Annotated in this window: 23 protein-coding genes; 13 read left to right on the forward strand and 10 right to left on the reverse strand. The window is 70.1% G+C overall.

The window, feature by feature from the left end; all coding sequences use genetic code 11:
• From OC490_RS23635 to OC490_RS23655, 5 genes are all read right to left on the reverse strand, one after another.
• Positions 1-930 (reverse strand): branched-chain amino acid ABC transporter permease, encoded by a 930-nt coding sequence (locus OC490_RS23635; RefSeq protein ID WP_262059979.1) that lies wholly within the window; start codon positions 928-930, stop codon positions 1-3.
• A 133-nt stretch (positions 931-1,063) separates the two neighbouring features.
• A complete protein-coding gene (locus OC490_RS23640; protein WP_262060066.1) occupies positions 1,064-2,281 on the reverse strand; it encodes a branched-chain amino acid ABC transporter substrate-binding protein in 1,218 nt (405 codons plus the stop codon).
• A gap of 223 nt (positions 2,282-2,504) precedes the next feature.
• The gene (locus OC490_RS23645; RefSeq protein ID WP_262059980.1) at positions 2,505-3,176 is read right to left on the reverse strand and encodes a hypothetical protein; all 672 of its coding nucleotides are present in this window, start codon (positions 3,174-3,176) and stop codon (positions 2,505-2,507) included.
• 96 nt (positions 3,177-3,272) lie between these two features.
• The gene (locus OC490_RS23650; RefSeq protein WP_262059981.1) at positions 3,273-3,761 is read right to left on the reverse strand and encodes a PaaI family thioesterase; all 489 of its coding nucleotides are present in this window, start codon (positions 3,759-3,761) and stop codon (positions 3,273-3,275) included.
• 51 nt (positions 3,762-3,812) lie between these two features.
• Positions 3,813-6,092, reverse strand: coding sequence for an FdhF/YdeP family oxidoreductase (locus tag OC490_RS23655; protein WP_262059982.1), 2,280 nt, complete (start codon positions 6,090-6,092; stop codon positions 3,813-3,815).
• Positions 6,093-6,499: 407 nt separating this feature from the next.
• Here OC490_RS23655 and polA point away from each other — a divergent pair, with 407 nt between their 5' ends.
• Together polA and OC490_RS23665 are read left to right on the forward strand one after the other, a co-directional pair.
• The gene (gene polA, locus OC490_RS23660) at positions 6,500-9,226 is read left to right on the forward strand and encodes a DNA polymerase I (protein WP_262059983.1); all 2,727 of its coding nucleotides are present in this window, start codon (positions 6,500-6,502) and stop codon (positions 9,224-9,226) included.
• 238 nt (positions 9,227-9,464) lie between these two features.
• Positions 9,465-9,872 (forward strand): hypothetical protein, encoded by a 408-nt coding sequence (locus OC490_RS23665; protein ID WP_262059984.1) that lies wholly within the window; start codon positions 9,465-9,467, stop codon positions 9,870-9,872.
• Here OC490_RS23665 and OC490_RS23670 read toward each other — a convergent pair.
• Positions 9,835-10,689: a DUF4184 family protein gene (locus OC490_RS23670; protein WP_262059985.1), complete on the reverse strand. Its 855-nt coding sequence runs from the start codon at positions 10,687-10,689 to the stop codon at positions 9,835-9,837. The genes OC490_RS23665 and OC490_RS23670 overlap by 38 nt on opposite strands.
• Before the next feature lie 258 nt (positions 10,690-10,947).
• On the opposite strand from OC490_RS23670, the gene OC490_RS23675 reads away from it, so the two are divergent.
• The 3 genes from OC490_RS23675 to OC490_RS23685 all read left to right on the forward strand — a co-directional run bounded on the left by OC490_RS23675 (position 10,948) and on the right by OC490_RS23685 (position 14,030).
• Positions 10,948-12,696, forward strand: coding sequence for a lytic transglycosylase domain-containing protein (locus tag OC490_RS23675; RefSeq protein ID WP_262059986.1), 1,749 nt, complete (start codon positions 10,948-10,950; stop codon positions 12,694-12,696).
• Between the two features lie 165 nt (positions 12,697-12,861).
• Entirely contained in the window at positions 12,862-12,996 is a 135-nt protein-coding gene (locus tag OC490_RS23680) for an SPW_0924 family protein (protein ID WP_106417094.1), read from the forward strand.
• A gap of 41 nt (positions 12,997-13,037) precedes the next feature.
• Positions 13,038-14,030, forward strand: coding sequence for a DUF3068 domain-containing protein (locus OC490_RS23685; RefSeq protein ID WP_262059987.1), 993 nt, complete (start codon positions 13,038-13,040; stop codon positions 14,028-14,030).
• Here the strand turns inward: OC490_RS23685 and hrpB are convergent.
• Both hrpB and OC490_RS23695 read right to left on the reverse strand, forming a co-directional pair.
• Complete coding sequence (gene hrpB / locus OC490_RS23690; RefSeq protein WP_262059988.1) at positions 14,020-16,542, reverse strand: ATP-dependent helicase HrpB; 2,523 nt, start codon at positions 16,540-16,542, stop codon at positions 14,020-14,022. The genes OC490_RS23685 and hrpB overlap by 11 nt on opposite strands.
• 57 nt (positions 16,543-16,599) lie before the next feature.
• Entirely contained in the window at positions 16,600-17,421 is an 822-nt protein-coding gene (locus OC490_RS23695) for a class I SAM-dependent methyltransferase (protein ID WP_262060067.1), read from the reverse strand.
• Positions 17,422-17,816: 395 nt separating this feature from the next.
• On the opposite strand from OC490_RS23695, the gene rpsA reads away from it, so the two are divergent.
• The 5 genes from rpsA to OC490_RS23720 all read left to right on the forward strand — a co-directional run bounded on the left by rpsA (position 17,817) and on the right by OC490_RS23720 (position 23,287).
• Positions 17,817-19,322 carry a 30S ribosomal protein S1 gene (gene rpsA / locus OC490_RS23700; RefSeq protein WP_200690747.1) on the forward strand — a complete coding sequence of 502 codons (1,506 nt, stop codon included), beginning with the start codon at positions 17,817-17,819 and terminating at the stop codon, positions 19,320-19,322.
• Positions 19,323-19,561: 239 nt separating this feature from the next.
• A complete protein-coding gene (locus OC490_RS23705; protein ID WP_262060068.1) occupies positions 19,562-21,088 on the forward strand; it encodes a flavin monoamine oxidase family protein in 1,527 nt (508 codons plus the stop codon).
• Between the two features lie 135 nt (positions 21,089-21,223).
• A complete protein-coding gene (locus tag OC490_RS23710; RefSeq protein ID WP_262059989.1) occupies positions 21,224-22,162 on the forward strand; it encodes a PAC2 family protein in 939 nt (312 codons plus the stop codon).
• 73 nt (positions 22,163-22,235) lie between these two features.
• Positions 22,236-22,856 carry a dephospho-CoA kinase gene (gene coaE / locus OC490_RS23715; protein ID WP_262059990.1) on the forward strand — a complete coding sequence of 207 codons (621 nt, stop codon included), beginning with the start codon at positions 22,236-22,238 and terminating at the stop codon, positions 22,854-22,856.
• Between the two features lie 50 nt (positions 22,857-22,906).
• A complete protein-coding gene (locus OC490_RS23720; RefSeq protein ID WP_262059991.1) occupies positions 22,907-23,287 on the forward strand; it encodes a tetratricopeptide repeat protein in 381 nt (126 codons plus the stop codon).
• A gap of 43 nt (positions 23,288-23,330) precedes the next feature.
• Here the strand turns inward: OC490_RS23720 and OC490_RS23725 are convergent, their stop codons facing one another.
• A complete protein-coding gene (locus OC490_RS23725) occupies positions 23,331-23,597 on the reverse strand; it encodes a DUF6343 family protein (protein ID WP_262059992.1) in 267 nt (88 codons plus the stop codon).
• Between the two features lie 72 nt (positions 23,598-23,669).
• Between OC490_RS23725 and OC490_RS23730 the strand changes: the two genes are divergently transcribed.
• From OC490_RS23730 to OC490_RS23740, 3 genes are all read left to right on the forward strand, one after another.
• Positions 23,670-24,599, forward strand: a complete 930-nt coding sequence (locus tag OC490_RS23730) for an acyltransferase domain-containing protein (RefSeq protein WP_262059993.1) — start codon at positions 23,670-23,672, stop codon at positions 24,597-24,599.
• Between the two features lie 72 nt (positions 24,600-24,671).
• The gene (locus OC490_RS23735) at positions 24,672-25,364 is read left to right on the forward strand and encodes a class I SAM-dependent methyltransferase (protein WP_262059994.1); all 693 of its coding nucleotides are present in this window, start codon (positions 24,672-24,674) and stop codon (positions 25,362-25,364) included.
• A 128-nt stretch (positions 25,365-25,492) separates the two neighbouring features.
• Complete coding sequence (locus tag OC490_RS23740; RefSeq protein ID WP_262059995.1) at positions 25,493-25,930, forward strand: DoxX family protein; 438 nt, start codon at positions 25,493-25,495, stop codon at positions 25,928-25,930.
• A 54-nt stretch (positions 25,931-25,984) separates the two neighbouring features.
• Here the strand turns inward: OC490_RS23740 and OC490_RS23745 are convergent, their stop codons facing one another.
• Positions 25,985-26,554 carry an RNA-binding S4 domain-containing protein gene (locus OC490_RS23745; RefSeq protein ID WP_262059996.1) on the reverse strand — a complete coding sequence of 190 codons (570 nt, stop codon included), beginning with the start codon at positions 26,552-26,554 and terminating at the stop codon, positions 25,985-25,987.
• Between the last annotated feature and the right edge of the window lie 17 nt (positions 26,555-26,571).

The raw sequence follows: 26,571 nt of genomic DNA on the forward strand, positions 1-26,571 counted from the left end.
TCACGCCCTGTCCGCGACGCGTTCGCCGAGCAGGCCCTGTGGCCTGAACAGCAGTACGAGGATGAGGAGACAGAAGGCCCAGACGTTGGCCCAGCCGGATCCGCCGAGCTGCTGCATGCCGGGGATGTGGTTGATGTAGGCGGAGGCGAGGGTTTCGGCGACGCCGAGGACGATTCCGCCGAGCATGGCGCCGTAGATGTTGCCGATGCCGCCCATGACGGCCGCGGTGAAGGCCTTGAGGCCCATCAGGAAGCCCATGCGGTAGCCGATGTTGCCGTACTTGAGGCCGTAGGAGACGGCTGCTACGGCGGCGAAGAAGCCGCCGATGGCGAACGCGATGACGATGATGCGGTTGGTGTCGATGCCCATGAGCTGGGCGGTGTCCGGGTCCTGGGCGGTGGCCTGCATGGCGCGGCCGGTGCGGCTCTTGCGGACGAACCAGGCGAGGCCCGACATGCAGACGATGGCAGCCAGCACGAGGAAGATGTCGGCGTCGGTGATGGTGACGGAGCCCAGGTCGTGGGTGCCGTCGAGGCTCGGGAAGGAGCGGTCCTTGTCGGCGCCGGGATAGAAGTTCCGGACGAGTTCCTGGAGTGTCAGGGAGAGGCCGATGGCGGTGATCAGGGGCGCCAGCCGTGGTGCTTGCCGCAGGGGGCGGTAGGCGAATCGTTCGGCCCCTACCGCGACGAGGACGGAGACGATTCCGCCGCCGATCAGCATGAGCGGTACGGCGACCACCATCGCGGTGCCGTCGGGCAGGATGTACGCGTAGACCGTGAGGGCGCCGAAGGCCCCGGTCATGAAGATTTCGCCGTGCGCGAAGTTGATGAGCTGGACGATGCCGTACACCATCGTGTAGCCGATGGCGATCAGCCCGTACATCGAGCCTAGGAGCAGCCCGTTGGCCAGCTGCTGCGGCAGGGTGTTCACCGCGTGGCCTCCATTGTCGCTGGTGGTCGTGTGCACAGATCGCGTGCCTGGGGGTGGGGGGGTGTGACAACGGGCCGCGCGGTCGGGATCCTCCTTCCGCGCGGCCCGTGGTGCGGTGGTGCTGGAGCTGAGGTCAGCTGCCGTTGAAGGTGCCGGTCTTCACGGCCTTCCAGGCGCCGTTGGTGACCTGGTAGACGGTGAGCTGCTTGTTCGTGGTGTCGCCGTACTCGTCGAAGGCGACCTTGCCGGAGATGCCTTCGAAGTCGGACTTCTGGACGGCGTCGACGACCTTGGAGCGGAGGTCCTTGCTGTCGGGCAGCTTGTCGCCGTTGGCGTCCTTGACGGCCTTCACTGCCTTGATGATGGCGGTGGCGGCGTCGTAGGCGTAGGCACCGTAGGCGCCGTAGTCACCCTTGTAGCCCTTGGCCTTGTAGGTGGCGATGAAGGCCTTGGCGGCGGGCAGGGTGTCGGCGGGGACACCGACGGAGGTGGCGAGGTCGCCCTCGGCCGCCTTGCCGGCGGTCTGGATGTAGGTGGTGGCGAACATGCCGTCACCGCCGAACAGCGGGATCTTGACGCCGGCGCCCTTGAGCTGCTTGGTGATCTTCTCCGACTCGTCGTACTGGCCGCCGTAGTAGAGCAGGTCGGCGCCGGAGTTCTTGATCTTGGTGACGAGGGAGCTGAAGTCGGTGTCGCCGGTGTTGACGTGGTCGGTTCCGGCGATGGTGCCACCGAGCTTCTTGAAGGCGCCGTTGAAGATCCCGGCCAGGCCGGCGCCGTAGGTCTGCTTGTCGTCGACGACGAAGGCCTTCTTCTTCTTGAGGCCGTTGTACGCGTAGTCGGCGGCGAAGGCACCCTGGAGGGCGTCGGTGGTGGCGGTGCGGAAGTACGTCTTGTACGGCCGCGTCTTGGTGGTCGCCCAGTCCTTGCCCTGGGTCAGGGCGGGGTTGGTGTTCGAGGGGGAGATCTCGACCATGTTGGCCGAGGCGAACACCTGCTGCATCGACTGGGCGACGCCGGAGTTCAGCGGGCCGACGGCGCCGACGACGTCGCTCTGGCCGGTGAAGGCGGTGGCGTTGGACTGGCCGGTGGCGGGCTGCGCCTTGTCGTCCAGGGCCTTGATCTTGAACTTGACGCCGGGGACCCAGTTGTTCTTGTTGGCGTCGTCGACGGCGATCTGGACGCCGTACTGGATACCGAGGCCGGTGGTGGAGTTCTCACCGGACAGGGGAGCGTCGACGCCGATGGTCAGGGTGGTGGACCCACTGTCACTCTTGCTGCCGCTGTCCCGGGAGCCGCAGGCGGTGAGGGTCAGAGCTCCGGTGGTGAGTACGGAGGTAAGAATCACCAGAGAACGCTGTCGCACAATCTGTCCTTTCCGCAGGCACAGTCGCCCGGGTAGGGGCGGAGGGTGCTGCGCTGGTACCGAACTCCCGATGGAGCGGTGACTGGCCGTGACTCTAAGCCCGGTCTGTAGGCATGGGCATCGTCGTGCGCTGGCTTGTGACTTTCTTGTTATGACGTGCCGGTTGGCGGGCTTCGCGGAGGGTGGGTCTCAGCCGGTTTGGCGGAATTCAGCCACGGTCCACATTTTGAGAACCTGCACTTCCGCTTGGCCGTGGGCCTGGCCTGGCGTTTGTCGTGCCGCAGGCCCTGTGGAGGAGCTGGGAAAGGTCCTTGGAGTACGAGGCGCCGAAGATGAAACTATGGCGTTGTATTGCGCGCGTGTTACGCAGCGTTACGTCCAGAAAGGCGAGGTCCGCATTCAGGGGCAGTCCCGAACAGTCGGAAACGGATATCTCCACGGTGACGCGGCGGGTCGCTCCGGTGTGCACGGTGAAGGACGGTTCCGGGACGGCCTGGGCGATGAGTCCGTCGAAGGCGGCGCCGGTGACCCGCAGGGTGACGGCGGGTCCGCTGTCCACGGTGACCGCGAAGCGGAAGAAACCGGTCGTGGTGGGGGAGTCGGTGGTCTGGGCGAGTCCGACGTAGCGCCACTCGGTGATGTTCGCGGGCCAGGGCGTGGGTGGCTGCGGGTCGCTCTGCCGGATGGTGTGGGCGGGCGCCAGGAGGACGGCTCCGACGCTCGTGACGGCGACCGCGCCCGCCGCGAGCGCGGCTCTGCGGGCGCGCGGCGACAGGGTGTGCCAACGGTCCGTCAGATGGGGCGGGTCGCCGCCGATGACTTCGTAACTCCCGTTCGCCTCCGGCGAGTCGACGGATTCGACGGGCCCGATACCGCTCATGCCGGCAGCCTCATGGGGAAACGGTAGGGGAGTGGACGGGGGTGCGGAAGACGGAGTCCGGTCCACCGCCCCCGATGGGCCGATGGACCGGCGGGGTCAGATCGCGGCGCGCGCGGGGATCCCGTCCCCCGGGTTCACGTCCCGCAGCAGACAGGTCAGCCGCGCGCTGCACACCCGTCGCCCCTCCTCGTCACTGATCACGATCTCGTACGTCGCCGTCGAGCGGCCCCGGTGCAGGGGTGTGGCCACGCCGGTGACCAGGCCGGAGCGGGCGCCGCGGTGGTGGGTGCAGTTCAGGTCGACGCCGACGGCGATCTTCGTGCTGCCGCCGTGCAGCATCGATCCGATGGAGCCGAGGGTTTCGGCGAGCACGGCGGAGGCGCCGCCGTGCAGCAGCCCGTACGGCTGGGTGTTCCCTTCGACCGGCAGCGTCCCGACGACGCGCTCGGCGGACGCCTCCTGGATCTCCAGGCCCATGCGCGAGCCCAGGTATCCGGCGGAGAAGAGCGCGGGCAGATCGACGCCGAGCGCGGCGTACTCGTCGACGACCTCTTGCGGGAACTGCACCTGCTGCTGCTCGCCCATGGGGCCCGACTCCGTTCGTCGTGATCGCTGTTGCGGCTGCTGAGCAAACGCTCAGTCGGTCGCTGATTGTTCCAGACGTACGACGACGGACTTGCTGGCCGGGGTGTTGCTGGTGTCGGCGGTGGCGTCGAGGGGGACGAGGACGTTGGTCTCGGGGTAGTAGGCGGCGGCGCAGCCCCGCGCGGTCGGGTAGTGCACCACCCGGAAGCCGGGCGCCCGCCGCTCCACGCCGTCCTTCCACTCGCCGACCAGATCGACGTACGACCCGTCCGCGACGCCGAGTCTGTGCGCGTCCTCGGGGTGGACGAGCACCACCCGGCGGCCGTTCTTGATGCCCCGGTAGCGGTCGTCGAGGCCGTAGATCGTGGTGTTGTACTGGTCGTGGGAGCGCAGCGTCTGCAACAGCAGGCGCCCTTCGGGCAGTTCGGGGTATTCGACGGGCGCGGCGGTGAAGTTGGCCTTTCCGGTGGCCGTCGGGAAACGGCGTTCGTCGCGCGGGGCGTGCGGGAGGGCGAAGCCGCCGGGGTGCGAGACCCGCTTGTTGAAGTCCTGGAATCCGGGGATCACGCGCGCGATGCGGTCGCGGATCGTCGCGTAGTCCTTCTCGAACTCCTCCCAGGGCGTGCGGGACTCGGCACCGAGGACGCGGCGGGCGAGGCGGCACACGATGGCCGGCTCGGACAACAGATGGGCGCTCGCGGGCTCCAGCCGGCCGCGCGAGGCGTGCACCATGCCCATCGAGTCCTCGACGGTCACGAACTGCTCGCCGCCGCCCTGGAGATCGCGCTCGGTCCGGCCCAGGGTGGGCAGGATGAGGGCACGCGCGCCCGTGACGGCGTGCGAGCGGTTCAGCTTCGTCGAGACGTGCACGGTGAGGCTGGCGCGCCGCATGGCCGCCTCGGTGACCTCGGTGTCGGGGGAGGCGGACACGAAGTTGCCGCCCATCGCGAAGAACACCTTCGCGTCGCCGTCGCGCAGGGCGCGGATCGCGGCGACCACGTCGTAGCCGTGCTCGCGCGGCGGGGCGAAGCCGAACTCCTTCTCCAGGGCGTCCAGGAAGGCTGGTGCGGGGCGCTCGAAGATGCCCATGGTGCGGTCGCCCTGCACGTTGCTGTGGCCCCGCACCGGGCACACGCCCGCGCCCGGGCGGCCGATGTTGCCGCGCAGCAGAAGGAAGTTGACGACCTCGCGGATGGTCGGCACGGCGTGCTTGTGCTGGGTGAGGCCCATCGCCCAGCACACGATGGTGCGTTCGGAGGCGAGGACCATCTCCAGGGCCTTCTCGATCTCCGGGCGGGTCAGCCCGGTCGCGAGCAGCGTCTCGTCCCAGTCGGCGTCCCGCGCGGCGGCGGCGAACTCCGCGTAGCCGTGCGTGTGTTCGTCGACGAAGGCCTGGTCGACGGCGCCCTCCGTCTCCAGGACGAGCTTGTTCAGGAGGCGGAAGAGGGCCTGGTCGCCGCCGATGCGGATCTGCAGGAACAGGTCGGTGAGGGCGGCGCCCTTGAGCATGCCCTGCGGGGTCTGCGGGTTCTTGAACTTCTCCAGGCCCGCCTCGGGCAGCGGGTTGACGCTGATGATCTTCGCGCCGTTGGCCTTGGCCTTCTCCAGGGCGGAGAGCATGCGCGGGTGGTTGGTGCCCGGGTTCTGGCCGGCGACGACGATCAGGTCGGCCTGGTAGAGGTCCTCCAGCAGGACACTGCCCTTGCCGATGCCGATCGTCTCGTTCAGCGCGGAACCCGACGACTCGTGGCACATGTTCGAGCAGTCCGGCAGGTTGTTGGTGCCGAGCTCCCGCGCGAACAACTGGTACAGGAACGCGGCCTCGTTGCTGGTGCGGCCCGAGGTGTAGAACAGGGCCTCGTCGGGCGAGCCGAGGGCGGCGATCTCCTCGGCGACGATGTCGAACGCCCGCTCCCAGGTGACCGGTTCGTAGCGCTCGGCCCCTTCGGGGAGATACATGGGGTGGGTGAGACGGCCCTGCTGGCCCAGCCAGTAGCCGCTGCGGGTCGCGAGATCGGCCACCGGATGGGCGGCGAAGAACTCGGGGGTCACCCGGCGCAGGGTGGCCTCCTCGGCGACCGCCTTCGCGCCGTTCTCGCAGAACTCCGCCGCGTGCCGGTGGTCCGGCTCCGGCCAGGCGCAGCCCGGGCAGTCGAAGCCGTTCTTCTGGTTGACCCGCAGCAGCGTCAGCGCGGTGCGCTTCACACCCATCTGCTGCTGGGCGATGCGCAGCGTGTGCCCGATCGCCGAGAGGCCGGCCGCGGCATGTTTCGGCTCGGTGACCTGCGGCGCGTCCTGGACCGGATCGCCCTGGGGCGGCTTCGTGGCCATCGCGGGCCCTCCTTCACTGGCACGTGTGCACTACATCTCCGATCCTCGCACGCGGTACCGACAACGCCGAGGTCGGTTCGTGGGCTCAATGGTTTCGGCCTGTGCGTGAGGTGTAGGGGGGGCGGGGTGGGCTTGTCCGGCTCCTCGCCGCGGCGGGCCGGGGCGCGTTCGACCGCGTCCGCCGCAGCGACGGCGGCCTCTCGCGCGAGCGTGGTCCACCGCGCGGTTGCGGGAAGCGGTTCTGCGGGTCGCGCCGAGTCGGCCGCTCCCGCCGTCGCGGGGGCGGCTCCCGCCATCGCGGCGGGGACTCCGGCCACCTCTCCCGCGACCCCCGTTCATCCCGGCCACGCCGTCCGTCGCGGCGACCGTGACCCCGACTGTCAGTGGGGCGTGGCAGGATCGGGGTCGTGGCAGAGACAGCATCGAAGAAGACCGACAAGACCTCCGGCGGAGACCGTCCACGGCTGATGCTGATGGACGGGCACTCGCTGGCCTACCGCGCGTTCTTCGCGCTGCCCGCGGAGAACTTCACGACCGCGACGGGCCAGCCGACGAACGCGATCTACGGCTTCGCGTCGATGCTGGCCAACACCTTGCGCGACGAGGCACCCACGCACTTCGCGGTGGCCTTCGACGTGTCCCGCAAGACCTGGCGCTCCGAGGAGTTCACCGAGTACAAGGCGAACCGCTCCAAGACCCCGGACGAGTTCAAGGGCCAGGTCGAGCTGATCGGCGAGCTGCTCGACGCGATGCACGTGTCCCGGTTCGCGGTCGACGGCTTCGAGGCCGACGACGTCATCGCCACGCTCGCCACCCAGGCCGAGGCCGAGGGTTTCGACGTGCTGATCGTCACCGGCGACCGCGACTCCTTCCAACTGGTGTCCGATCACACCACGGTGCTCTACCCGACGAAGGGTGTCTCCGAGCTGACCCGGTTCACTCCGGAGAAGGTCGTCGAGAAGTACGGGTTGACGCCCGCCCAGTACCCGGACTTCGCGGCGCTGCGCGGCGACCCGTCCGACAACCTCCCGGGCATCCCCGGCGTCGGCGAGAAGACCGCCGCGAAGTGGATCAACCAGTTCGGTTCGTTCACGGAGTTGGTCGACCGCGTCGACGAGGTCAAGGGGAAGGCCGGGCAGAACCTCCGCGACCACCTGGACGCGGTCAAGCTCAACCGCCGCCTGACCGAGATGGTCAAGGACGTCGAGCTGCCCAAGACGGTGATCGACCTGGAGCGCGCTCCGTACGACCGCACGGCCGTCGCGATGGTTCTCGACACCCTGGAGATCCGCAACCCCTCGCTGCGCGAACGGCTGCTGGCCGTCGACCCGGGCAGCGAGGAGGCCGACCCGACCCCGCCTGCGGAGAGCGGAGTGGCGGTCGACGGCTCGGTCCTCGGCACCGGTGAACTGCCCGGCTGGCTGGCCGACTACGGCACCGAGCCCCTCGGCGTCGCCACCGTCGACACCTGGACGCTCGGCTCGGGTTCGGTGACCGAGGTCGCGCTCGCCACCGCCGGGGGACCGGCCGCCTGGTTCGACCCCGCCGAGCTGGACGAGAGCGACGAGAACGCGTTCGCGGCCTGGCTGGCCGACGCCGACCGGCCCAAGGTGTTCCACAACGCCAAGGGCGCGATGCGGGTCTTCGCCGAGCACGGCTGGACGATCAACGGCATCTCCATGGACACCGCGCTCGCCGCGTACCTGGTCAAGCCCGGCCGTCGCTCCTTCGACCTGGACGCGCTGTCCCTGGAGTACCTCGGCCGCGAGCTGGCCCCCGCCGCCACGGCCGACGGGCAGTTGGCCTTCGGCGCGGACGACGGTGCCGAGGCGGACGCCCTGATGGTGCAGGCCCGCGCGATCCTCGACCTGGGAGACGCCTTCGGGGAGCGCCTCCAGGAGGTCGGCGCGGCAGACCTCCTCCGGGACATGGAACTGCCCACCTCGATCCTGCTCGCCCGTCTGGAGCGGTACGGCATCGCGGCCGACAAGACCCACCTCGAAGCCATGGAGCAGATGTTCGCCGGCGCCGTCCAGCAGGCGGTGAAGGAGGCGCACGCGGCGGCCGGACACGAGTTCAACCTCGGCTCGCCCAAGCAGCTCCAGGAAGTCCTCTTCGGTGAACTCGGCCTGCCCAAGACCAAGAAGACCAAGACGGGCTACACGACCGACGCGGACGCCCTGGCCTGGCTCGCCAACCAGACCGAGAACGAACTGCCGGTCGTCATGCTCCGCCACCGCGAACAGGCGAAGCTGCGCGTGACCGTCGAGGGCCTGATCAAGACGATCGCGACGGACGGCCGTATCCACACCACGTTCAACCAGACGGTCGCCGCGACCGGCCGCCTCTCCTCGACGGACCCGAACCTGCAGAACATCCCGGTCCGCACGGACGAGGGCAGGGCGATCCGCCGTGGCTTCGTGGTGGGCGAAGGCTTCGAATCGCTCATGACCGCGGACTACAGCCAGATCGAGCTGCGCGTGATGGCCCATCTCTCCGAGGACGAGGGCCTGTTGGAGGCGTTCACCTCGGGCGAGGACCTGCACACCACGGTCGCCTCCCAGGTGTTCTCCGTCGAGGGCCCCGCGGTGGACGCGGAGATGCGCCGCAAGATCAAGGCGATGTCCTACGGCCTCGCCTACGGCCTGTCCGCGTTCGGCCTCTCCCAGCAGCTGAACATCGACGCGGGCGAGGCACGGGTCCTGATGGACACCTACTTCGAGCGCTTCGGCGGCGTACGGGACTATCTGCGCCGCGCGGTCGACGAGGCACGGGCCACCGGCTACACGGCGACGCTCTTCGGGCGCCGCCGCTACCTCCCCGACCTCAACAGCGACAACCGCCAACGCCGCGAGGCCGCCGAGCGGATGGCGTTGAACGCGCCGATCCAGGGCACCGCGGCCGACATCGTCAAGATGGCCATGCTCAAGGTGGACACCGCCCTGCGCGAGGCCGACCTCAAGTCCCGCATGCTCCTCCAGGTCCACGACGAAATCGTCCTGGAGATTGCTCCCGGCGAACGAGCGGCCACGGAAGAACTGGTCCGGCACGAGATGGCGGGCGCGGTACATCTCCGGGCGCCGCTCGACGTCTCGGTGGGAGTGGGCCCGGACTGGGAGTCGGCAGCGCACTAGCCTGCGGCGGTGCGGCGGAGGGTCGATCCGAGCGAGCTTTTCAACTCGGCTTGCCCCGATTCTCCGCCGCAGCGGCGAGTACGAACCGTGGCGCATTCCGGCGGTGCCGAACCCACTTTCGCCCCTCCCCGGCAACGGAAACTCCCCGCACTACCCCCGCCCAATCCCCGGAGGACCCGTCACCCGCGTGGCCCTCGCGGAGGCGCCCCCCGACCCAGGGGACCGTAAGGATGCGGGCATGGGTATACGCATGCTCCATCGCCGGTCGGGCCGGGCAGGGACGCAGGTGCAGGCAGCGGGCGCCGCTGCCGCACCGGTCACGCCCCGCCCGCCGGTCCCGGCCCTCGCCGCCGGCGCAAGCACCGCCCGCATCCCCGCCGACCTCGCCATGGCTGTCCGGCACACGGCCGCAGGCCTCCGGTGCCGCCTCACGTGCCGGGACGACATGGCCGTGGACCCGCGAGAACAGGCCAGACACCCGCAGGGGCCGGCCACCACCCCCACGGGCACCCCCGTGTGGCGGCTGTGGGCCGAGCTGGGCCGGAGTTACCTGGACCTCGTGCTCACCCGGCTCCCGAGGTCACGCTCCGTGCACACCATGACGGTGTTCATCGCGACCCCGCCGGACGGCTCCGCTCAGCGCTGACCTCGACGGGTGCCCCGGAGGCCGCCGGATGCCACACACGGACGCCCAAGGCGTACAGCAGCACCCCCAGCACCAGCCCGGCCCCCGCCCCGAAGCACAGGGTCGGGATCAGGTCCCAGAGGCTTGCCGTCGAGCCCCAGTACGCCCACCAGTGCGAGGCCCGTTCCACCGCCGCCACCAGCGCGCAGCCACCGAGGACGGCACCGGCCGCCCAGCGGTCCCGTACCGACAGCACGGGCACCCCCACCGGCCCGGTGGCCGGAACCCGTCGTAGCGCACGCAGCACGAACGCGGCGATCAGCAGCGCGCCGACCGCCGAACTGCCGTACTGGAGAGCCGAGAACAGCGGTCTGCCGCCCAGTGTGCGGTCGAGGACGGGGAACAGCCGTACGCCCCACCGGTCGTGGTGCGTGAACGCGTCCCACACGACATGGGTCAGGCCGCCGAGGACCGCGGAGACGTACCACCACGCGGCCAGTGACGGGGTGGCACGCGCGCGTGGCGTGCCGCAGCGCAGGAGAGTCGCCGTCCGTGGCTGCCGGGCGCGTGGCAGCAGGGCCACCAGGGGTTCACGCAGCAGCAGCCACAGGGCGACCGTCGTCCAGGTGATGAGGACGTCGACCGTGAAGACGCCCGGGAAGGAGTGCGTGACGTTCCCGAACTCCATCGCCCCGGGGACCGCGCTCGCCGCGTAGTAGGTCATGTCGGGGGCGAAGGAACCCGCCACCAGCACCGCCGGTACCAGTCGGCCGCGCCCGCCGCCGTCGCCGCGCACGGCGGGCAGCACGGCGGCGGCATGACTCAAAGTGAACGGCAACAGGTCTCCCCGTGGAGGTATCGCATATGGCCAGGTGGTGAATAAGGGTCACCAACGGGTGCCCGTGCAAAGCAAGTTGTCGTAGGGTCGCCCGGGGCGCTGCGCCGGGGAGCGGGGTCGAACGGAAGTGCAGAACAAGCGTACAGAACACCCGAAAAGCATCACGAGGGCAACCCACTGCGTGGTTCGACCGTCACAACAGGCGCAGAGGCAACAGAAAAGGTGGGCGCTCGGGCGTCCCTGGGAGGGGTTCACTCCATGACGGCGCATTTCGGCAGGCGGCTGCGCAAGGGTGCGGCGACGACGGCGGTGGCCGCGGCAGCGGTCGCGGCACTGTCCGCGTCCCAGGCTCCGGCGGCGACCGGCGGTCACAGAACGCTCGCCGCCGGTCGGACCGTGCCCGACGGGAGTGACGGAAGCACTGGTGGCAGTGCCACTGGAGACTCGCCGTACTACACGGACCTCCCGCCGCTGAGCAGCCCGAACCCCAGCACTAGCCCCAGCCAGTCGCCCTCCATAGGGACCCCCGTCTCGGTGGGTGAGGCCGAGGCGGGCATCCCCGCGACCGTCCTCGACGCCTACAAGAAGGCCGAGGCCGAACTCGCCGGGTCCAAGCCCGGCTGCAACCTGCCCTGGCAACTCCTCGCCGCCATCGGCAAGGTGGAGTCGGGCCAGGCGCGCGGCGGCCAGGTCGACGCGAACGGCACCACGACCTCCAAGATCCTGGGTCCCGCGCTCGACGGCAACGGCTTCGCGCTCATCAGGGACACCGACAACGGCAAGTACGACGGCAACAGCGAGTACGACCAGGCCGTCGGGCCCATGCAGTTCATCCCGTCCACCTGGGCCTGGGCGGGCCGTGACGGCAACGGCGACGGGGTCAAGGACCCCAACAACGTCTACGACGCAGCGCTCGCCGCCGGCCACTACCTGTGCCGCAACAGCTGGAACCTGTCGACCGACGCGGGCCTGCGCAGCGCGATCCTCAGCTACAACAACTCGACGGACTACCTCAACACGGTCCTGTCGTGGCTGGAGTACTACCGCAAGGGCACCCACTCGGTCCCGGACGGCACGGGCTCCCTGCCCTCCGGCCGCAGCGACGACGGCTCCGGGGCCGGCTCCTCGCCCTCGACTCCGGCCACCTCGACGCCGAGCCCGAGTCCGAGCACGCCGGGCGACACCACCGGCCCGAGCCCGTCCGCACCGGCCAGTCCGAGCCCTTCGGCGCCGACCAGTCCGGCGCCAACGCCCACCGACACGGTGGCCAAGCTGGCGGACGCGGACACGGCGAAGCTCACCGCGACGGCGGGCGACGCGTTCACCAAGAAGATCAGCACCCGCGCCCAGAACGCGGCCGGCAAGGGCGTCGCCAAGGTCAGGATCCGGTTCACCATCGTCGGGACCACGGACGCCACGTTCGCCGGCGGTGAGAAGGTCGCCCTGGCCGTCACCAACGCCTCCGGTGTGGCCGTCGCCCCGGCCCTGCAGGCCGGCGAGACCACCGGTGACTTCACCGTCCGCGCCACGCTCCTCGGCCGTGTGATCGCCGCCCTCGACTACACGGCGAGCGTCACGCCCCGGGTAGCCGACACTCTGGCCCGCACCGGCACCACCGCGCTGACCTGCACCCCGGGCGGCGAGTTCGCCGACCAGGTCGAGGTGAAGGCCACCTACGGCGGTGCGGTCGCCGACAAGGTAGCGGCCACCGCGACCCTCATCAAGGCGACCGACGACGCCACCGAGAACGACAAGGGCCCCTACTTCAAGGACGCCGACGGCAAGACCGTCCGCACCCTCACCGGCCTGGCCACGGACGCCGACGGCCTCCTGAAGCTGCCGAAGCTGTACGCGGACGACACCACCGGCACCTTCCTGCTCCGCATCACCACCACGGGCGGCGCGACCCTCACGGTCGAACTCACCGTGGCCGCGGCCACCGACACCTCCTCGCCCAGCCCGAGCGCCTCGGCCGACCCGAGCCCGTCGGCCTCGCCGAGCGCGTAGTCCCACGGCACGACCGCACAACGAGGGCGCCTCTCCGCTTCGGCGGACGGGCGCCCTCGTCGTGTCGACCCGTCGTACGTGTGCAACGTGTTCTCATCTCGCCCGCGCGTTGCTACGGTGCCCGACCTGACGACCTATCAGTTCCTGTCCGTCGGGAGGCCCGTCATGCGTGCCCTGATCGCCGCCGCGACCGGACTCGTGCTCGCGTTCGCGCTGATCCTGACCATCACCGCGATGGGCTCACCGATGGGGAAGACCTCGCCGAAACCGCTGCTGACGACGGTGCCCGCGCATCCGTAAACGTTTGCGCAAGCGTTTGACTCCTTGAGGGGGAGGCCGAGATGCGCCGCAAGGCCAGCCTGATCCTGCTCGCCCTCGCCGTGTTCTTCACGGCGCTGTCCCCGCTGCTGCGCTGGTACGCATTCCCGCGTTTGGCCAAGATCCCGGCGAACCAGTACCAGGACATGGTCCTGGAGGCGAAGAACGCCACCCTCCTCGACTACGACGGCCTGAAGGCCAAGACGGTCCCCAAGGTCACCATCGTGCAGACCCTCAAGGGCAACGTGGAGGCCGCCAAGAAGATCGACAAGGCGACGGGGCGGGACGTCGTCGTCTGGGACGGCCTGTCCTACGTCCAGGGCCCCGACGGCAAGATGGTCTCCTCGATCCCCGAGCGCTACATCTTCGACGCGCACTCCCAGGAGCCCGTCCACGCCACCGGAGAGATGGTCGACGGCGACCCGGTGAAGCGGGACGGCATCGAGTTCAAGTGGCCGTTCCTGACCCAGAAACGGGACTACGAGTACTTCGACGCGCAGACCCGCACCACCAACCCGATCCACTACAAGGGCACCCAGAACTTCCGCGGCGTCAAGGTCTACTACTTCGAGCAGACCATCCCGTGGACCAAGGTCCCCTTGCCCAGGACGATGCCCGTCAAGGGCATCACCCCGGAGGACGTCGCCAAGACCGGCACCACCCGCTGGTACACCACGGTCCGCAAGTTCTGGGTCGAACCCGTCACCGGAGCACCCGTCTACGGCGAGGAGATCCACAAGGAGGAACTGCGCGGCGGCACCCTCCTGGGCGGCCGTGCCAAGGTGACGGCGTTCGCCGGCGACGTGAAGATGCGCGAGGACTACATCGAGCACACCGTCGCCCTGGTGAAGTCCAACCGCACCCTCGTCCTCCTGATGGTCTCCTACCTCCCCTGGGGCTTCCTGACCCTCGGCCTCCTCCTGCTGGCGCTCTCCCTCTACCTGGAGGCCCGCAGCAGGCGCCCCGGCGACCCCGCCCCCACCGAGGTCCAGGAACCGGAACCGGTCACCGCCTGAGCCGCGCGTTGGTGAACCGCGTGGCCTCGGCGGTCGCCGGGTCCTCGGGCCACGGATGCTTCGGATACCGCCCCCGCAACTCGGCCCGCACGCCCCGGTACCCGTCCTTCCAGAAGGACGCGAGATCGGCGGTCACGGCGGCGGGCCGCCCGGCCGGGGACAACAGATGCACGAGCACCGGCACCCCCGCGACCCGCGGTGACTCCTGGAGCCCGAACATCTCCTGCAACTTCACGGCGAGGACGGGCTGTTCGGCATTCCCGTAGTCGATCCGGACCCTGGACCCACTCGGCACGGCAAACCGCTCCGGAGCCAACTCGTCCAACCGCCCCGCGTCCCCCGAGGCCCACGGCAACAACCGCCGCAGCGCCTGCCCCGCCTCGATCCGCCCCAGATCACTCCGCCGCCGGGCCCGCCCCAACTCCGGCTCCAACCACTCGTCCACGCGCGCGTGGAGCGCCTCGTCGGACACGTCCGGCCACGGCGCCCCGACGTTCAGACGCAGGAACGCGAGCCGCTGCCGCAGCACTTGGGCATCCGCCGACCACCGCAACAACCCGAGCCCTTCCTCCCGCAGCCCGTCAACAAGCGCATCCCGTACGGCAACGGGGTCGGCGTCCCGCAGCGGCCGCACCGCCAACTCGACGGCCCCCAGCCGCTCGACCCGCCGGGCCACGACGTCACCGCCGGCCCAGTGCACCTCGTCCACCTCGCTGAGCAGCGCCCCGGCGGCGAACCGGGCGACGTCCTCGTCGACGACGGCCCCGAACTGCACGCGCGCGTGCCCTTTGCCGATGGGCCGGTCCGCCGCGGCGATGGCGATCCAAGGGGCGCCGCGGAGGGGGCTGTCGTCACGGAGTTCGGCACGGGTGCCGGACACGAGGAGATAGGAACCACCGTCGGCCTTGGCGATGCGCTCGGGGAAGGCGAGGGCGGCGACGAGGCCTACGAGGGCGTCGTCGCTGTTGACGTTCACCTTTGCAAGAGGGGAGTCACGGGTGGCCGGTCGGGAGATCTCCGCCCCCACGGCCCGCAGTCGCCGAACCTCCGCACGCCACCGTCCGGCATAGGCGTCACCGCCGCGCCGGGCAAGCCGCAGAGCCCCGGCGAGATCATCGCCGTACTCCCGCGGAGCCTCCTCGCTGAGCAGCGCGACAACCTCCGCACCCGCCGCCCCCGTGTCCAACAGCGCCCGTCCCAACCGGGGATGCAACCCCAGCCGAGCCAACCGCACACCGCGAGCCGTGGCCCGCCCATCGGAGTCGACCGCGCCCACCGCCGCCAGAACACCCCGCGCCGCCGCCATCGCCCCGGAGGGAGGCGCGTCGAGCAACGCCAGCCCGGACGCCCCGGGATCCCCCCAGCACGCCGCCTGAAGGGCGAACGCCGTCAAGTCGGCCACCTTGATCTCCGGCGCCGGAAAACGCGGCAGACGTGCGTCCTCGGCCTCCGCCCAGCACCGGTACACCGCCCCCGGCGCCTCCCGCCCGGCCCGCCCCGCCCGCTGCCGTCCGGCCGCCTGCGAGGCACGCACCGTCGCGAGCGCGCTCAGCCCGCGCGCGTGATCGACCCGCGGCTCCCGCGCCAACCCGGAGTCGACGACCACGCGGACACCTGGAACCGTCAGCGAGGACTCCGCCACGGACGTCGCCAGCACCACCCGCCGCCGTGTCCCCGGGGACAGCACCGCGTCCTGTACGGCGGCCGGTGCCCGCCCGTGCACCTGGAGCACCTCGACGTCACCGAGGTTCCCCAACTGCCCGGCGACACGGGTGATCTCACCCACCCCTGGGAGGAAACACAGCACGTCCCCGTCCCGCTCGGCCAGTGCCCGCCGCACCACCGACGCCACGTGCGTGAGCAGCGCCGGATCCACGCGCATCCCGTGCGGTGGCCGTACCGGTCGTGCCGGCGGCGTCCACACGACCTCCACCGGGTACGCGACACCCTCCGCCTCGATCACCGGTGCCCCGCCCAACAGCCGGGCCCAGCCCTGCGCGTCGGTGGTCGCGGACGCCGCGAGCAGACGCAACTCGGGCCGCAGCGCCTCCCGTACGTCGACCAGGAAGGCCGCCACGGTGTCCGCGTCCAGGTGCCGTTCGTGGCACTCGTCCAGGACCACGGCGTCGACGCCCGTCAACTCCTGGTCCCGCTGCAGGCGTTGGAGCAGTACTCCGGTCGTGACGACCTCCACGCGTGCGTGCCGTCCCACGACCCGCTCCCCGCGCACGGTGTAGCCGACGCTCTCGCCGACCTTCTCGCCCAGCAGCCACGCCATCCGCCGGGCCGCCGCCCGCGCCGCGATCCGCCGCGGCTCGGCGACCACCACCCGCCGCGCGGGCCCCTCGTTCCCCTTGCCGAGCAGCCCGGCCAGCGCGAGCGGCACCAGCGTCGTCTTGCCGGTGCCGGGCGGCGCGACGAGCACCGCGGCACCGCCAGCCTCCAGGGCTGCGTCGAGGCCGGGCAGGGCGCTGCGGACGGGCAGCGCGTCGAGGGCGTCGTAGCGGATCACGCCCCCAGTGTCGTACGGCTTCCGAAACGGCCTCTACGCGCGCGTGCCCGTGTTCCGTCAGTCCCGTCCGCAGTCGCGTTCGCAGACGTAGATCGCCGTTCCCGGGATCAGGTTGCCGCGCAGGGGCGACCAGCCGCCCCACTCGGCGGTGTTCCAGGACGGCCACTCCGGCTCGACGAGGTCCACCAGGCGCAGACCCGACGCGACGATGTCGCGGATGCGGTCGCCGAGGGTGCGGTGGTGCTCGACGTAGACCGCGCGGCCGTCGTCGTCCTGCTCGACGTACGGAGTGCGGTCGAAGTAGGAGGCCGAGACCATGAGTCCCTCGGGGCCCGGCTCGTCGGGGAACGCCCAGCGGATCGGGTGCGTGGCCGAGAAGACGAACCGGCCGCCGGGCCGCAGCACCCGGTGCACCTCGCGCAGCACCAGGGCCGGGTCGGCGACGAACGGCAACGCCCCGTAGGCCGAGCACGCCAGGTCGAAGGAGGCGTCCGCGAAGGGCAGCGCACCCGCGTCGGCGCACACCAGAGGGAACGATCCGCCAATGCGCAGCGCGTGCTGGAGCTGGCGGTGCGAGAGGTCAAGGGCCACCGGACGGGCACCCTGGACGGCCAGCCAGCGCGAGCACTGGGCCGCGCCGGCGCCGATCTCCAGGACGTCCTTGCCCTTCAGTTCCTCGGGCGGGCCGAGGAGTTCGGCCTCCACCTCGTCGAGGCCCTCGGGTCCCCACACGAAGCGGTCGTCGCCGAGGAACGTGCCGTGTTCGACCTGGTAGTCGTCCGCGTTCCGGTCCCACCAGCCGCGGTTGGCGCGGGAACTCTCGGTGACGTCGGCGTCACGTCGGGTGGCTTCCGGTTCGAACGTATCGGGCTCTTGGATGATCGGCTCCCTCGTCGTACTCTTCCGTCACCTCTACGGTGCGGCTGTCCCGGTGGCGTCACTGAAGGGGTGTGTCAGGCCTGCGTGGCCTCGCGGGACACGTTTTGTGCCGGGTATGCGGCGATCCGCCCCGGGTGTGCGCCTTCGCGCATTGACCCTGTCCGGCTGCCCCCGTATGCTACAAGTTGCGCTGCGGGCCTGCGCACCTCAGACGTAGCAGGTTGCGCTCGCATCTGTATGTATGTCCCCTCGGTTTTCGAGGCGCCAACCGGACACCCTGGTGTTCTGGACTGGCGCTTCCTTGGCTGTCCGGCCTTCTGCAGAGCGAAGCGAAAAAGGCTCTCGGCGTGAGCAGTACCTACGACTTCAATGTCCGTACCGGAGCCCTTTCCCACATGACGAGCAGCACCGAGACCACCGCCACCACCCCGCAGGTAGCGGTCAACGACATCGGTAACGAGGAAGCTTTCCTCGCCGCGATCGACGAGACGATCAAGTACTTCAACGACGGCGACATCGTCGACGGCGTCATCGTGAAGGTCGACCGGGACGAGGTCCTGCTCGACATCGGTTACAAGACCGAAGGTGTCATCCCGAGCCGCGAGCTCTCGATCAAGCACGACGTCGACCCGAACGAGGTCGTCAAGGTCGGCGACGAGATCGAAGCCCTTGTTCTCCAGAAGGAGGACAAGGAAGGCCGCCTGATCCTCTCGAAGAAGCGCGCCCAGTACGAGCGCGCCTGGGGCACCATCGAGAAGATCAAGGAAGAGGACGGCATCGTCACCGGTACCGTCATCGAGGTCGTCAAGGGTGGACTCATCCTCGACATCGGCCTCCGTGGCTTCCTGCCGGCTTCTCTCGTCGAGATGCGCCGTGTCCGCGACCTCCAGCCCTACGTGGGCAAGGAGCTCGAGGCCAAGATCATCGAGCTGGACAAGAACCGCAACAACGTGGTCCTGTCCCGCCGTGCCTGGCTGGAGCAGACCCAGTCCGAGGTCCGCCAGACCTTCCTCACGACCCTCCAGAAGGGTCAGGTCCGCTCCGGCGTGGTCTCCTCGATCGTCAACTTCGGTGCCTTCGTGGACCTGGGTGGCGTCGACGGTCTGGTCCACGTCTCCGAGCTGTCCTGGAAGCACATCGACCACCCCTCCGAGGTTGTCGAGGTCGGCCAGGAAGTCACCGTCGAGGTCCTCGACGTCGACATGGACCGCGAGCGCGTCTCCCTGTCGCTGAAGGCGACCCAGGAAGACCCGTGGCAGCAGTTCGCCCGGACCCACCAGATCGGCCAGGTCGTGCCCGGCAAGGTCACGAAGCTGGTTCCGTTCGGTGCGTTCGTCCGCGTGGACGAGGGCATCGAGGGTCTGGTGCACATCTCCGAGCTGGCCGAGCGCCACGTGGAGATCCCGGAGCAGGTCGTCCAGGTCAACGACGAGATCTTCGTCAAGGTCATCGACATCGACCTTGAGCGTCGCCGGATCTCGCTGTCCCTGAAGCAGGCCAACGAGTCCTTCGGTGCCGACCCGGCCTCGGTCGAGTTCGACCCGACGCTCTACGGCATGGCCGCGTCGTACGACGACCAGGGCAACTACATCTACCCCGAGGGCTTCGACCCCGAGACCAACGACTGGCTCGAGGGCTACGAGACCCAGCGGGAGGCGTGGGAGCACCAGTACGCCGAGGCGCAGCAGCGCTTCGAGCAGCACCAGGCGCAGGTCATCAAGTCCCGCGAGGCCGACGCCCAGGCGGCGGCCGAGGGTGTCGACACCCCGGGTGCGGCTCCGGCCGCGGCCGGTGGCGGCGGCGGTTCGTACTCCTCCGAGGGTGCGGACACCTCCGGTGCGCTGGCTTCGGACGAGGCGCTTGCCGCGCTGCGCGAGAAGCTGGCCGGTGGGCAGAGCTGAACGCCCACTGAGCAATAGCTCTTGAACTGAGGGGCCGTACCTTTCGAGGTACGGCCCCTCAGCCGTTTCCTCGGCGTTGCAGAAACTCGTGGGATACATCAGTAACTGCCGTGCCGTAACCGGCCGTTGGCACGCTTCCCCGGTCATTCATGATCGGAGAGGGGAGCCGGACCATGGCAAGCAACCAGAGCCGACGTGCTTTTCTGCGGAACGTGGGCCTCACCGGTGGCGCGGGCACCATGTTCGCCACCATGGGGGCCCTCGGGCTCGCCCCCACCGCCCAGGCGGCCCAGCGGGAACAGCCCTTCCGCGCGTTGAGCGCCGGCGACTTCCATCTCACCGGACGCGGTGCCGCCAAGGTCGTCATCGTCGGCGGCGGCATCGCCGGACTGGCCACGGCGTACGAACTGGGCAAGGCCGGCTACGACTGTACGATCCTGGAGGCCAGGGACCGTACCGGCGGCCGCAACTTCACCGTCCGCGGCGGCGACACGACGACCGACCTCTACGGCAACCGGCAGACCGCCCGCTTCGCCGACGGGCACTACATGAACTGCGGCCCCGCGCGGATCCCGCAGTGGATGATCACCCTCGACTACTGCCGCGAACTCGGCGTCCCCATCCAGGTGTTCACCAACGTCAACGCGGACGCCTACATCTACAACGAGTCCGCCGGCATGACCAAGCCCGAGCGCTACCGCACCGCCAAGGCCGATGTCTACGGCTATGTCTCGGAGTTGCTCGCCAAGGCCACCGACAAGGGCGCCCTGGACAAGGAGTTGACCGCCACCGACCAGGAGCGGCTCGTCGAGTTCCTCAAGGACTGGGGCGAGCTGGGCGACACGCTGACCTACACGGGCGGTGAGCGGCGCGGGTACACGACCGTTCCGGCCGCCGCGGGCACCCCTGGTGTGCTGCTCGGCGACGTCCCCACCGCCTCCGAGGTGCTCGCCAGCGGTGTCGGCCGCTACTTCTCCTTCGAATTCGGCTTCGACCAGGCCATGTTGATGTTCCAGCCGGTCGGCGGCATGGACCAGATCCCGAAGGCGCTGACCCGGGCGATTGGCGCCCATCGCATCCGTACCGGAGCGGTCGTCTCGAAAATCACCGACAAGGGGAGTGGCGTTTCGGTCACCTACACCCAGGGAGGCCGTACGAGGGTCGTCGAGGCCGACTACTGCGTCGGCGCCCTGCCGCCCAACATCCTCGCCAAGATCCCGCACAACCTCGGCACCGGCGTCCAGACCGCCCTTGAGGCGATCACCCCGTCGTCCGCCGCCAAGATCGGCCTGGAGTACAAGTCCCGTTGGTGGGAACTCGATCACCGGATCTACGGCGGTATCACCGAGACCGACCAGGACGTCACCCACATCTGGCACCCTTCGTACGGCTTCCACGGTGAGAGGGGCGTCCTCATCGGGTACTACAACTACGACGACAACGCGGACTCGTACGCGAAGCTCACCCCGAAGGGGCGCGAAGAGCGGGCGGTGGCCGCGGGCGTGAAGATCTACGGGGAGAAGTACCGCAGCGAACTGGCATCGTCCTTCTCCCACCACTGGCGTCAGACGCCCCACCTGGAGGCCGCGTGGCACGACACCCCCGGCGGCCCCGACGACGTCCGCTACAAGCCGCTCAACGAACCCACGGGACGCGTCTACTTCGCCGGCGACTGGCTCAGCTACACCGACGCCTGGCAGCACGGCGCGTTCTCCTCCGCCCGCAAGGCTGTGACCGCGCTCCACGCGCGCGTGCTGTCCTCGTGACGTGGGCGCTCTCCTGGTGACGCGGTGGAGCGGCGCATGAAAAGCCAGTAAGAGGCGCCTGATCAGGGGCATGGGCGGGAATGCCCATGCCCTGGAGGGTGTTGTGCAGTACGAACACGAGGAGGAGCGGTCACAGTGCTTGATCCGCAGGGTTTGTACGCATGGGAGCCGAAGGGCCTGGCCGTCGTCGACATGGCGCTCGCACAGGAGTCGGCCGGTCTTGTCATGCTCTACCACTTCGACGGGTACATCGACGCGGGCGAGACGGGCGACCAGATCGTCGAACGACTGCTCGACTCGCTGCCGCACCAGGTCGTGGCCAGATTCGACCACGACCGGCTCGTGGACTACCGCGCCCGCCGTCCGCTGCTCACCTTCAAGCGCGACCGGTGGACCGACTACGAGGAGCCCACGCTCGACGTACGGCTGGTCCAGGACGCCACCGGAGCGCCCTTCCTGCTGCTTTCCGGCCCCGAGCCGGACGTGGAGTGGGAGCGCTTCGCCCTGGCCGTCCAGCAGATCGTGGAGCGCCTCGGCGTCCGCCTGTCCGTGAACTTCCACGGCATCCCCATGGGCGTCCCGCACACCCGCCCGGTCGGCCTGACCCCGCACGGCAACCGCACCGACCTCGTCCCGGGCCACCGCAGCCCCTTCGACGAGGCGCAGGTCCCCGGCAGCGCAGAGGCGCTCGTCGAGTACCGCCTCATGGAGGCCGGCCACGACGTCCTGGGCGTTGCCGCGCACGTCCCGCACTACATCGCCCGCTCCCCGTACCCGGACGCGGCCCTGACCGTCCTGGAGGGCATCACGGCAGGCACCGGACTGGTCCTCCCGGGCATCGCGCACTCCCTGCGCACCGAGGCCCACCGCACGCAGACCGAGATCGACCGCCAGATCCAGGAGGGCGACGAGGAACTGGTGGCGCTCGTCCAGGGCCTTGAGCACCAGTACGACGCCGCCGCGGGCGCCGAGAGCCGCGGCAACATGCTCGCCGAGCCGGTCGAGATCCCGTCGGCGGACGAGATCGGCCAGGAGTTCGAGCGCTTCCTGGCGGAGCGCGAGGGCGACAACTAGCCGAAGCCGGCCGACAGTCAGCGGTTGACGGTTGCCGGGTGGCCTGTCAGTGACAGGCCGTAGGCTTCTGTCCATGCTGAAGGTCGGCCTCACCGGGGGCATCGGTGCCGGTAAGAGTGAAGTGTCGCGGCTGCTCGTCGGGTACGGCGGCGTACTGATCGACGCCGACCGCATCGCGCGCGAGGTCGTCGCGCCCGGAACTCCCGGGCTCGCGGCGGTCGTCGAGGCCTTCGGCGAGGGCGTACTCGGTGCGGACGGCGCTCTCGACCGGGCGAAGCTGGGCACCATCGTCTTCGCCGACCCGGAGAAGCTGGCCGTACTCAACTCGATCGTCCACCCCCTGGTGGGCCGGCGCTCTCGCGAGCTCGAAACCGCGGCGCCCGACGACGCCGTGGTGATCCACGACGTACCCCTCCTCGCCGAGAACGCCCTCGCCGCGCTGTACGACCTCGTGATCGTCGTCGACGCGAGCCCCGAGACACAGCTCGACCGGCTGGTGCGGCTGCGCGGCATGACCGAGGAGGACGCACGCGCGCGTATGGCCGCCCAGGCGACGCGCGAGAAGCGGCTCGCCATCGCGGACATCGTCATCGACAACGACGTACCCCTGGAGGCGCTGGAGCGGCGCGTACGGGACGTATGGGCGGAACTCGTGCGCAGGGCGCACGCGCCCCAGCAGCCACCCCAGGAATAGCGGGGCTTCTGCCGGGCGTTGAAACGTCCGAGCGAGGGAAGGAATTCGCCGTGCCCGAGAACAGCGGAACGACCGGACGTACTCCGGAGACGCATGTCATCGACTTCCGCGCCGCAGAGCAGCTGCTCGCCGCGCGGGACCCGCGGGGCGCGGTGAAGCTGCTCGACAACGTCATCGACGCGCACCCCGAGAACACCGCCGCCCGCCTGCTGCGCGCGCGTGCCTTCTTCGCCGCCGCGCAACTGCGCCCCGCCGAGCTGGAGTTCACCATCGTCCTGGAGCGCGAGCCGGACAACGCCTTCGCGCACTTCGCGCTCGCCCGCACCTACGAGCGGCAGGGACGCGCCGACCAGGCCAAACGCCACTTCCGGCTGGCCGCCGCGCTCGATCCCCAGCCCCAGTACCTGAAAGCGGCCGGCTTCGACGGGTAGGCGCATCCCGCGCGGGGCAGGCAGACACTCCCCGCCGGGTCGGTCAGGGGTGGCGGTGCTCCGGCGGTCGGTACGGCGGGATGTCGCGGCCCGGCTGGTAGTGCGGGCCCTGGCGCATATGTCTGAGGATCATCGCCATGTCGACCGTGACGATCAGCCACAGCACTCCGCAGGCCGCCGCCCAGCCGGGGCGCCCGGCAAGGGCGAACGCCGCCGTGCCGAAGATCGTCCAGACCAGCCCCCACACGCTCAGCCAGAACCGCGCCCGCAGCGGACTGCGCGCTGTCGTCGGCTCACTGCCCGTACGCATATCCGGATCACTACTCCTCCTTGCAACGTACTCTTCGGGTCGGACGTTCTCCACAGGGAGGGGAAGCGCACTGTGCTGCCGGACGCCGACGAACTGCCCGAGGTCCTGCTCGACCTCGCCGTACCCCACGAGGACATCAACGAGCTGGTCCGACTGCGCCGGGTGCTGGCGCGCGACCCCGATGCGGTACGGCTCCTGGAGGAGTGCGTCGGGGAACTGGTGAAGGACATCGGGGAGCACGGCCACTGGACCCGGCTCACCGAGCTGCTCCTCGCCCGGCTGCCCGAGGCCCCGCCGGAGATCGGCCCCTACTTCTCGGTGTACGTGTTCGTCGCCGCGCTGCCCGCCACGCGCGCGTACCACCGCGAACGCGGCATCCCCGCCGACGTCTCCCGGCACACCCTCGCCGACCTGGGACGCAACATCGCGGTGCACCACAAACGGTACGGCGGGGGGGGCCTGCCGTTCCCGCAGTGGCTCGTCCCGCACTTCCGCGGCGAGCTGTACCAGCTGGGGCGACTGCAGTTCGAGCGGGCGCGGCTCGGCGAGCGCACCGCGCAGGCGCTCACGGCGGCCGGGCTGGACGCGGAGCCGGGGACGCCCTGCCTGAACCTGCACATCCCCGACTTCTCCGGGCCGCTCACCCCGGCCGCGTGCGACCGCTCGCTGGACCTGGCCCGCGCGTTCTTCGCCCGGTACTTCCCCGAGGAACGCCACGGGGTCGCCACCTGCCACTCCTGGCTGCTCGACCCGCAGCTGAAGCGCTACCTGCCCGCCGACTCCAACATCGTCCGCTTCCAGGAACGGTTCCGGGCGATCCGCGAGGACACGGAGCCTGCCGACACCGAGCCCGTCCAGTTCGTCTTCGGCCGTCCCGACCAGGCGGCGGAGAGCCTGCCACGGCGTACCTCCGTGGAGCGGGCCGTCGGGGATCATCTGCGGGCGGGCGGCCACTGGTACCTCGGGCACGGGTGGTTCCCGCTCCAACAGTTGCCTCTCTGAAGGGAATTGACTCGTACGGGTGAACCAGTGCGAGTCGGGAACGGGCGTGCGGTCGCGAGCCGTTGGACGGGCATGCGACTTGAAATGCGTGAGGGGTACGAGGGGACAGGACCCGGGGCGATCACCCCGGACGGCTGCGCGGTGGAGCTGTACTCACGGCTGGCCGTGGGAGCGGAGCCGGACATCATCACGGCGGCCGTGCCGGCGGGCGCGCGCATCCTGGAGCTGGGCAGCGGGGTGGGACGGGTGACCCACCCCCTCCTGGAGCGCGGGTTCACGGTCACGGCGGTCGACGAGTCCGCCGAGATGCTGGAGCGGGTGCGGGGCGCACGCACGATATGCAGTCCGATCGAGAACCTCGACCTGGGCGAGACCTTCGACGTCGTGATGCTGGCGTCGTTCCTGGTGCACGCGGGAGACGAGGAGGTGCGGCGCGGGCTGCTGCGGACCTGTGTACGGCATGTCGCGGCGGGCGGCTGTGTGCTGATCCAGCGGGAGGGCGAGGACTACCACTCGAACGTGCCGCGCGAGCGAGTCGACCCCAGCGGGTTCACCGTGCGGATGGTGTCGGCGGAGCCGGTCGGCGACGGGGTCGACTCCGTCCGCGCGGAGTATGTGTTCCCGGACGCGGTCTGGACCCAGACGTTCCTGTCCCGGCCGTTGACGAAGGACCAGTTCGAGGAGGCGCTCGCGGAGGCGGGACTGAAGGTGGACAGCTATCTGACACCGGACCGGGTGTGGGTGCGGGCGGTGCCGATGGGCTGACGGCCTGAAGGACTGACGGACGACTCACGGACGCACGCGGAAATCCCGTACGGCGGCGATGAGTTCCCCGGCGGGGTCCGGTCTACCTCTGCGACAGCAACACGGACCGCTTCCCTCAGGAGAACCCCATGTCACAGACCGCTGCCTCCGCTGCTCCCGTCGCGTCCGCGAGCGCCCGCGGACGCCGTGCCCGGATCGCGCTGCGCGCTCTGCAGGTGCTGCTGGCCCTGTTCTACGGCATCGCGAGTGCGCTGCCCAAGCTGATCGCGCACCCGTCGGCCGTGGAGTCCTTCGACCGGATCGGCTGGGGGAGCGGGGCCATGTACACCATCGGCGCGCTCGAACTGTCCGGGGCCGTCGCGCTGTTGGTCCCGCTGCTGCAGTCGGTGGCGGCGACGGCGCTCAGCGCGCTGATGGTGGGCGCCTTCATCGTGCAGATGACCGTGTTCCACGGTCAGAACGCGGCGACACCGCTGATCCTGATCATCCCGCTCGCCCTGATCGCCTGGGCACGGCGGGGGCAGAACGCGGAGCTGCTGAGGCTGCTGCGAGGGCGGGCGTCATGATCTGAGCGCGAGACGACGGTGGCGTCCGGTGGGGCCAGGGGCTCGGGCCGGACGTCATCGTTGCGTGCCCCGGCGGGTGGTGCGGCGGGCAGTGCCCTGTGCTCCGCGGTGCGGGTCGGGAGCATCGTCGGGGGAGCCGGCGGCAGGAAGATCGCGCAGGCGTTCCAGTTCGCGGCGGTCGCGCTTGGTGGGGCGGCCGGTACCTCGGTCGCGGACACCGGCCGGGGCCACGGTCTCGCGGGGCGGGGGCGGCGGGGAGTTGTCCACATAGCACTCGGCGGCGACAGGGGCGCCGACCCGCTTGCGGATGACGCGCTTCACGACGACGATCCGTTCCCGGCCCTCGTGGCGCAGGCGTACCTCGTCGCCGACGCGGACGGAGTGGGCGGCCTTCACCCGCTCGCCGTTGACGCGGACGTGGCCGCCCTTGCAGGCGGCGGCGCCCATGGAGCGGGTCTTGACCAGGCGGACGGACCAGATCCAGCTGTCGATGCGGACGCTCTCGCTGTTCGAGGGGCCGGCGGCCTCGGCGGCGGCCACGGCGTCGCCCTGCGGTTCGGGTGCGGCGCGATGGTCGTCGGTCTCGTCGCTCACGTCGCTCTCGTGCACGCCATCGGAAGCCATGCGCCGATTTTAGTCCC

Origin of the sequence: Streptomyces sp. STR69 (assembly GCF_024519455.1) — a bacterium.
GTDB lineage: Bacteria > Actinomycetota > Actinomycetes > Streptomycetales > Streptomycetaceae > Streptomyces.

Coding starts and splice junctions, on each gene's coding strand:
- OC490_RS23735 (WP_262059994.1), top strand. CDS start 24,672: ATGCGACTTGAAATGCGTGAGGGGTACGAGGGGACAGGACCCGGGGCG.
- OC490_RS23655 (WP_262059982.1), bottom strand. CDS start 6,092: ATGGCCACGAAGCCGCCCCAGGGCGATCCGGTCCAGGACGCGCCGCAG.
- OC490_RS23725 (WP_262059992.1), bottom strand. CDS start 23,597: ATGCGTACGGGCAGTGAGCCGACGACAGCGCGCAGTCCGCTGCGGGCG.
- OC490_RS23645 (WP_262059980.1), bottom strand. CDS start 3,176: ATGAGCGGTATCGGGCCCGTCGAATCCGTCGACTCGCCGGAGGCGAAC.
- OC490_RS23740 (WP_262059995.1), top strand. CDS start 25,493: ATGTCACAGACCGCTGCCTCCGCTGCTCCCGTCGCGTCCGCGAGCGCC.
- OC490_RS23685 (WP_262059987.1), top strand. CDS start 13,038: ATGCGCCGCAAGGCCAGCCTGATCCTGCTCGCCCTCGCCGTGTTCTTC.
- rpsA (WP_200690747.1), top strand. CDS start 17,817: ATGACGAGCAGCACCGAGACCACCGCCACCACCCCGCAGGTAGCGGTC.
- OC490_RS23705 (WP_262060068.1), top strand. CDS start 19,562: ATGTTCGCCACCATGGGGGCCCTCGGGCTCGCCCCCACCGCCCAGGCG.
- OC490_RS23675 (WP_262059986.1), top strand. CDS start 10,948: ATGACGGCGCATTTCGGCAGGCGGCTGCGCAAGGGTGCGGCGACGACG.
- OC490_RS23680 (WP_106417094.1), top strand. CDS start 12,862: ATGCGTGCCCTGATCGCCGCCGCGACCGGACTCGTGCTCGCGTTCGCG.
- OC490_RS23650 (WP_262059981.1), bottom strand. CDS start 3,761: ATGGGCGAGCAGCAGCAGGTGCAGTTCCCGCAAGAGGTCGTCGACGAG.
- OC490_RS23665 (WP_262059984.1), top strand. CDS start 9,465: ATGGGTATACGCATGCTCCATCGCCGGTCGGGCCGGGCAGGGACGCAG.
- OC490_RS23745 (WP_262059996.1), bottom strand. CDS start 26,554: ATGGCTTCCGATGGCGTGCACGAGAGCGACGTGAGCGACGAGACCGAC.
- coaE (WP_262059990.1), top strand. CDS start 22,236: ATGCTGAAGGTCGGCCTCACCGGGGGCATCGGTGCCGGTAAGAGTGAA.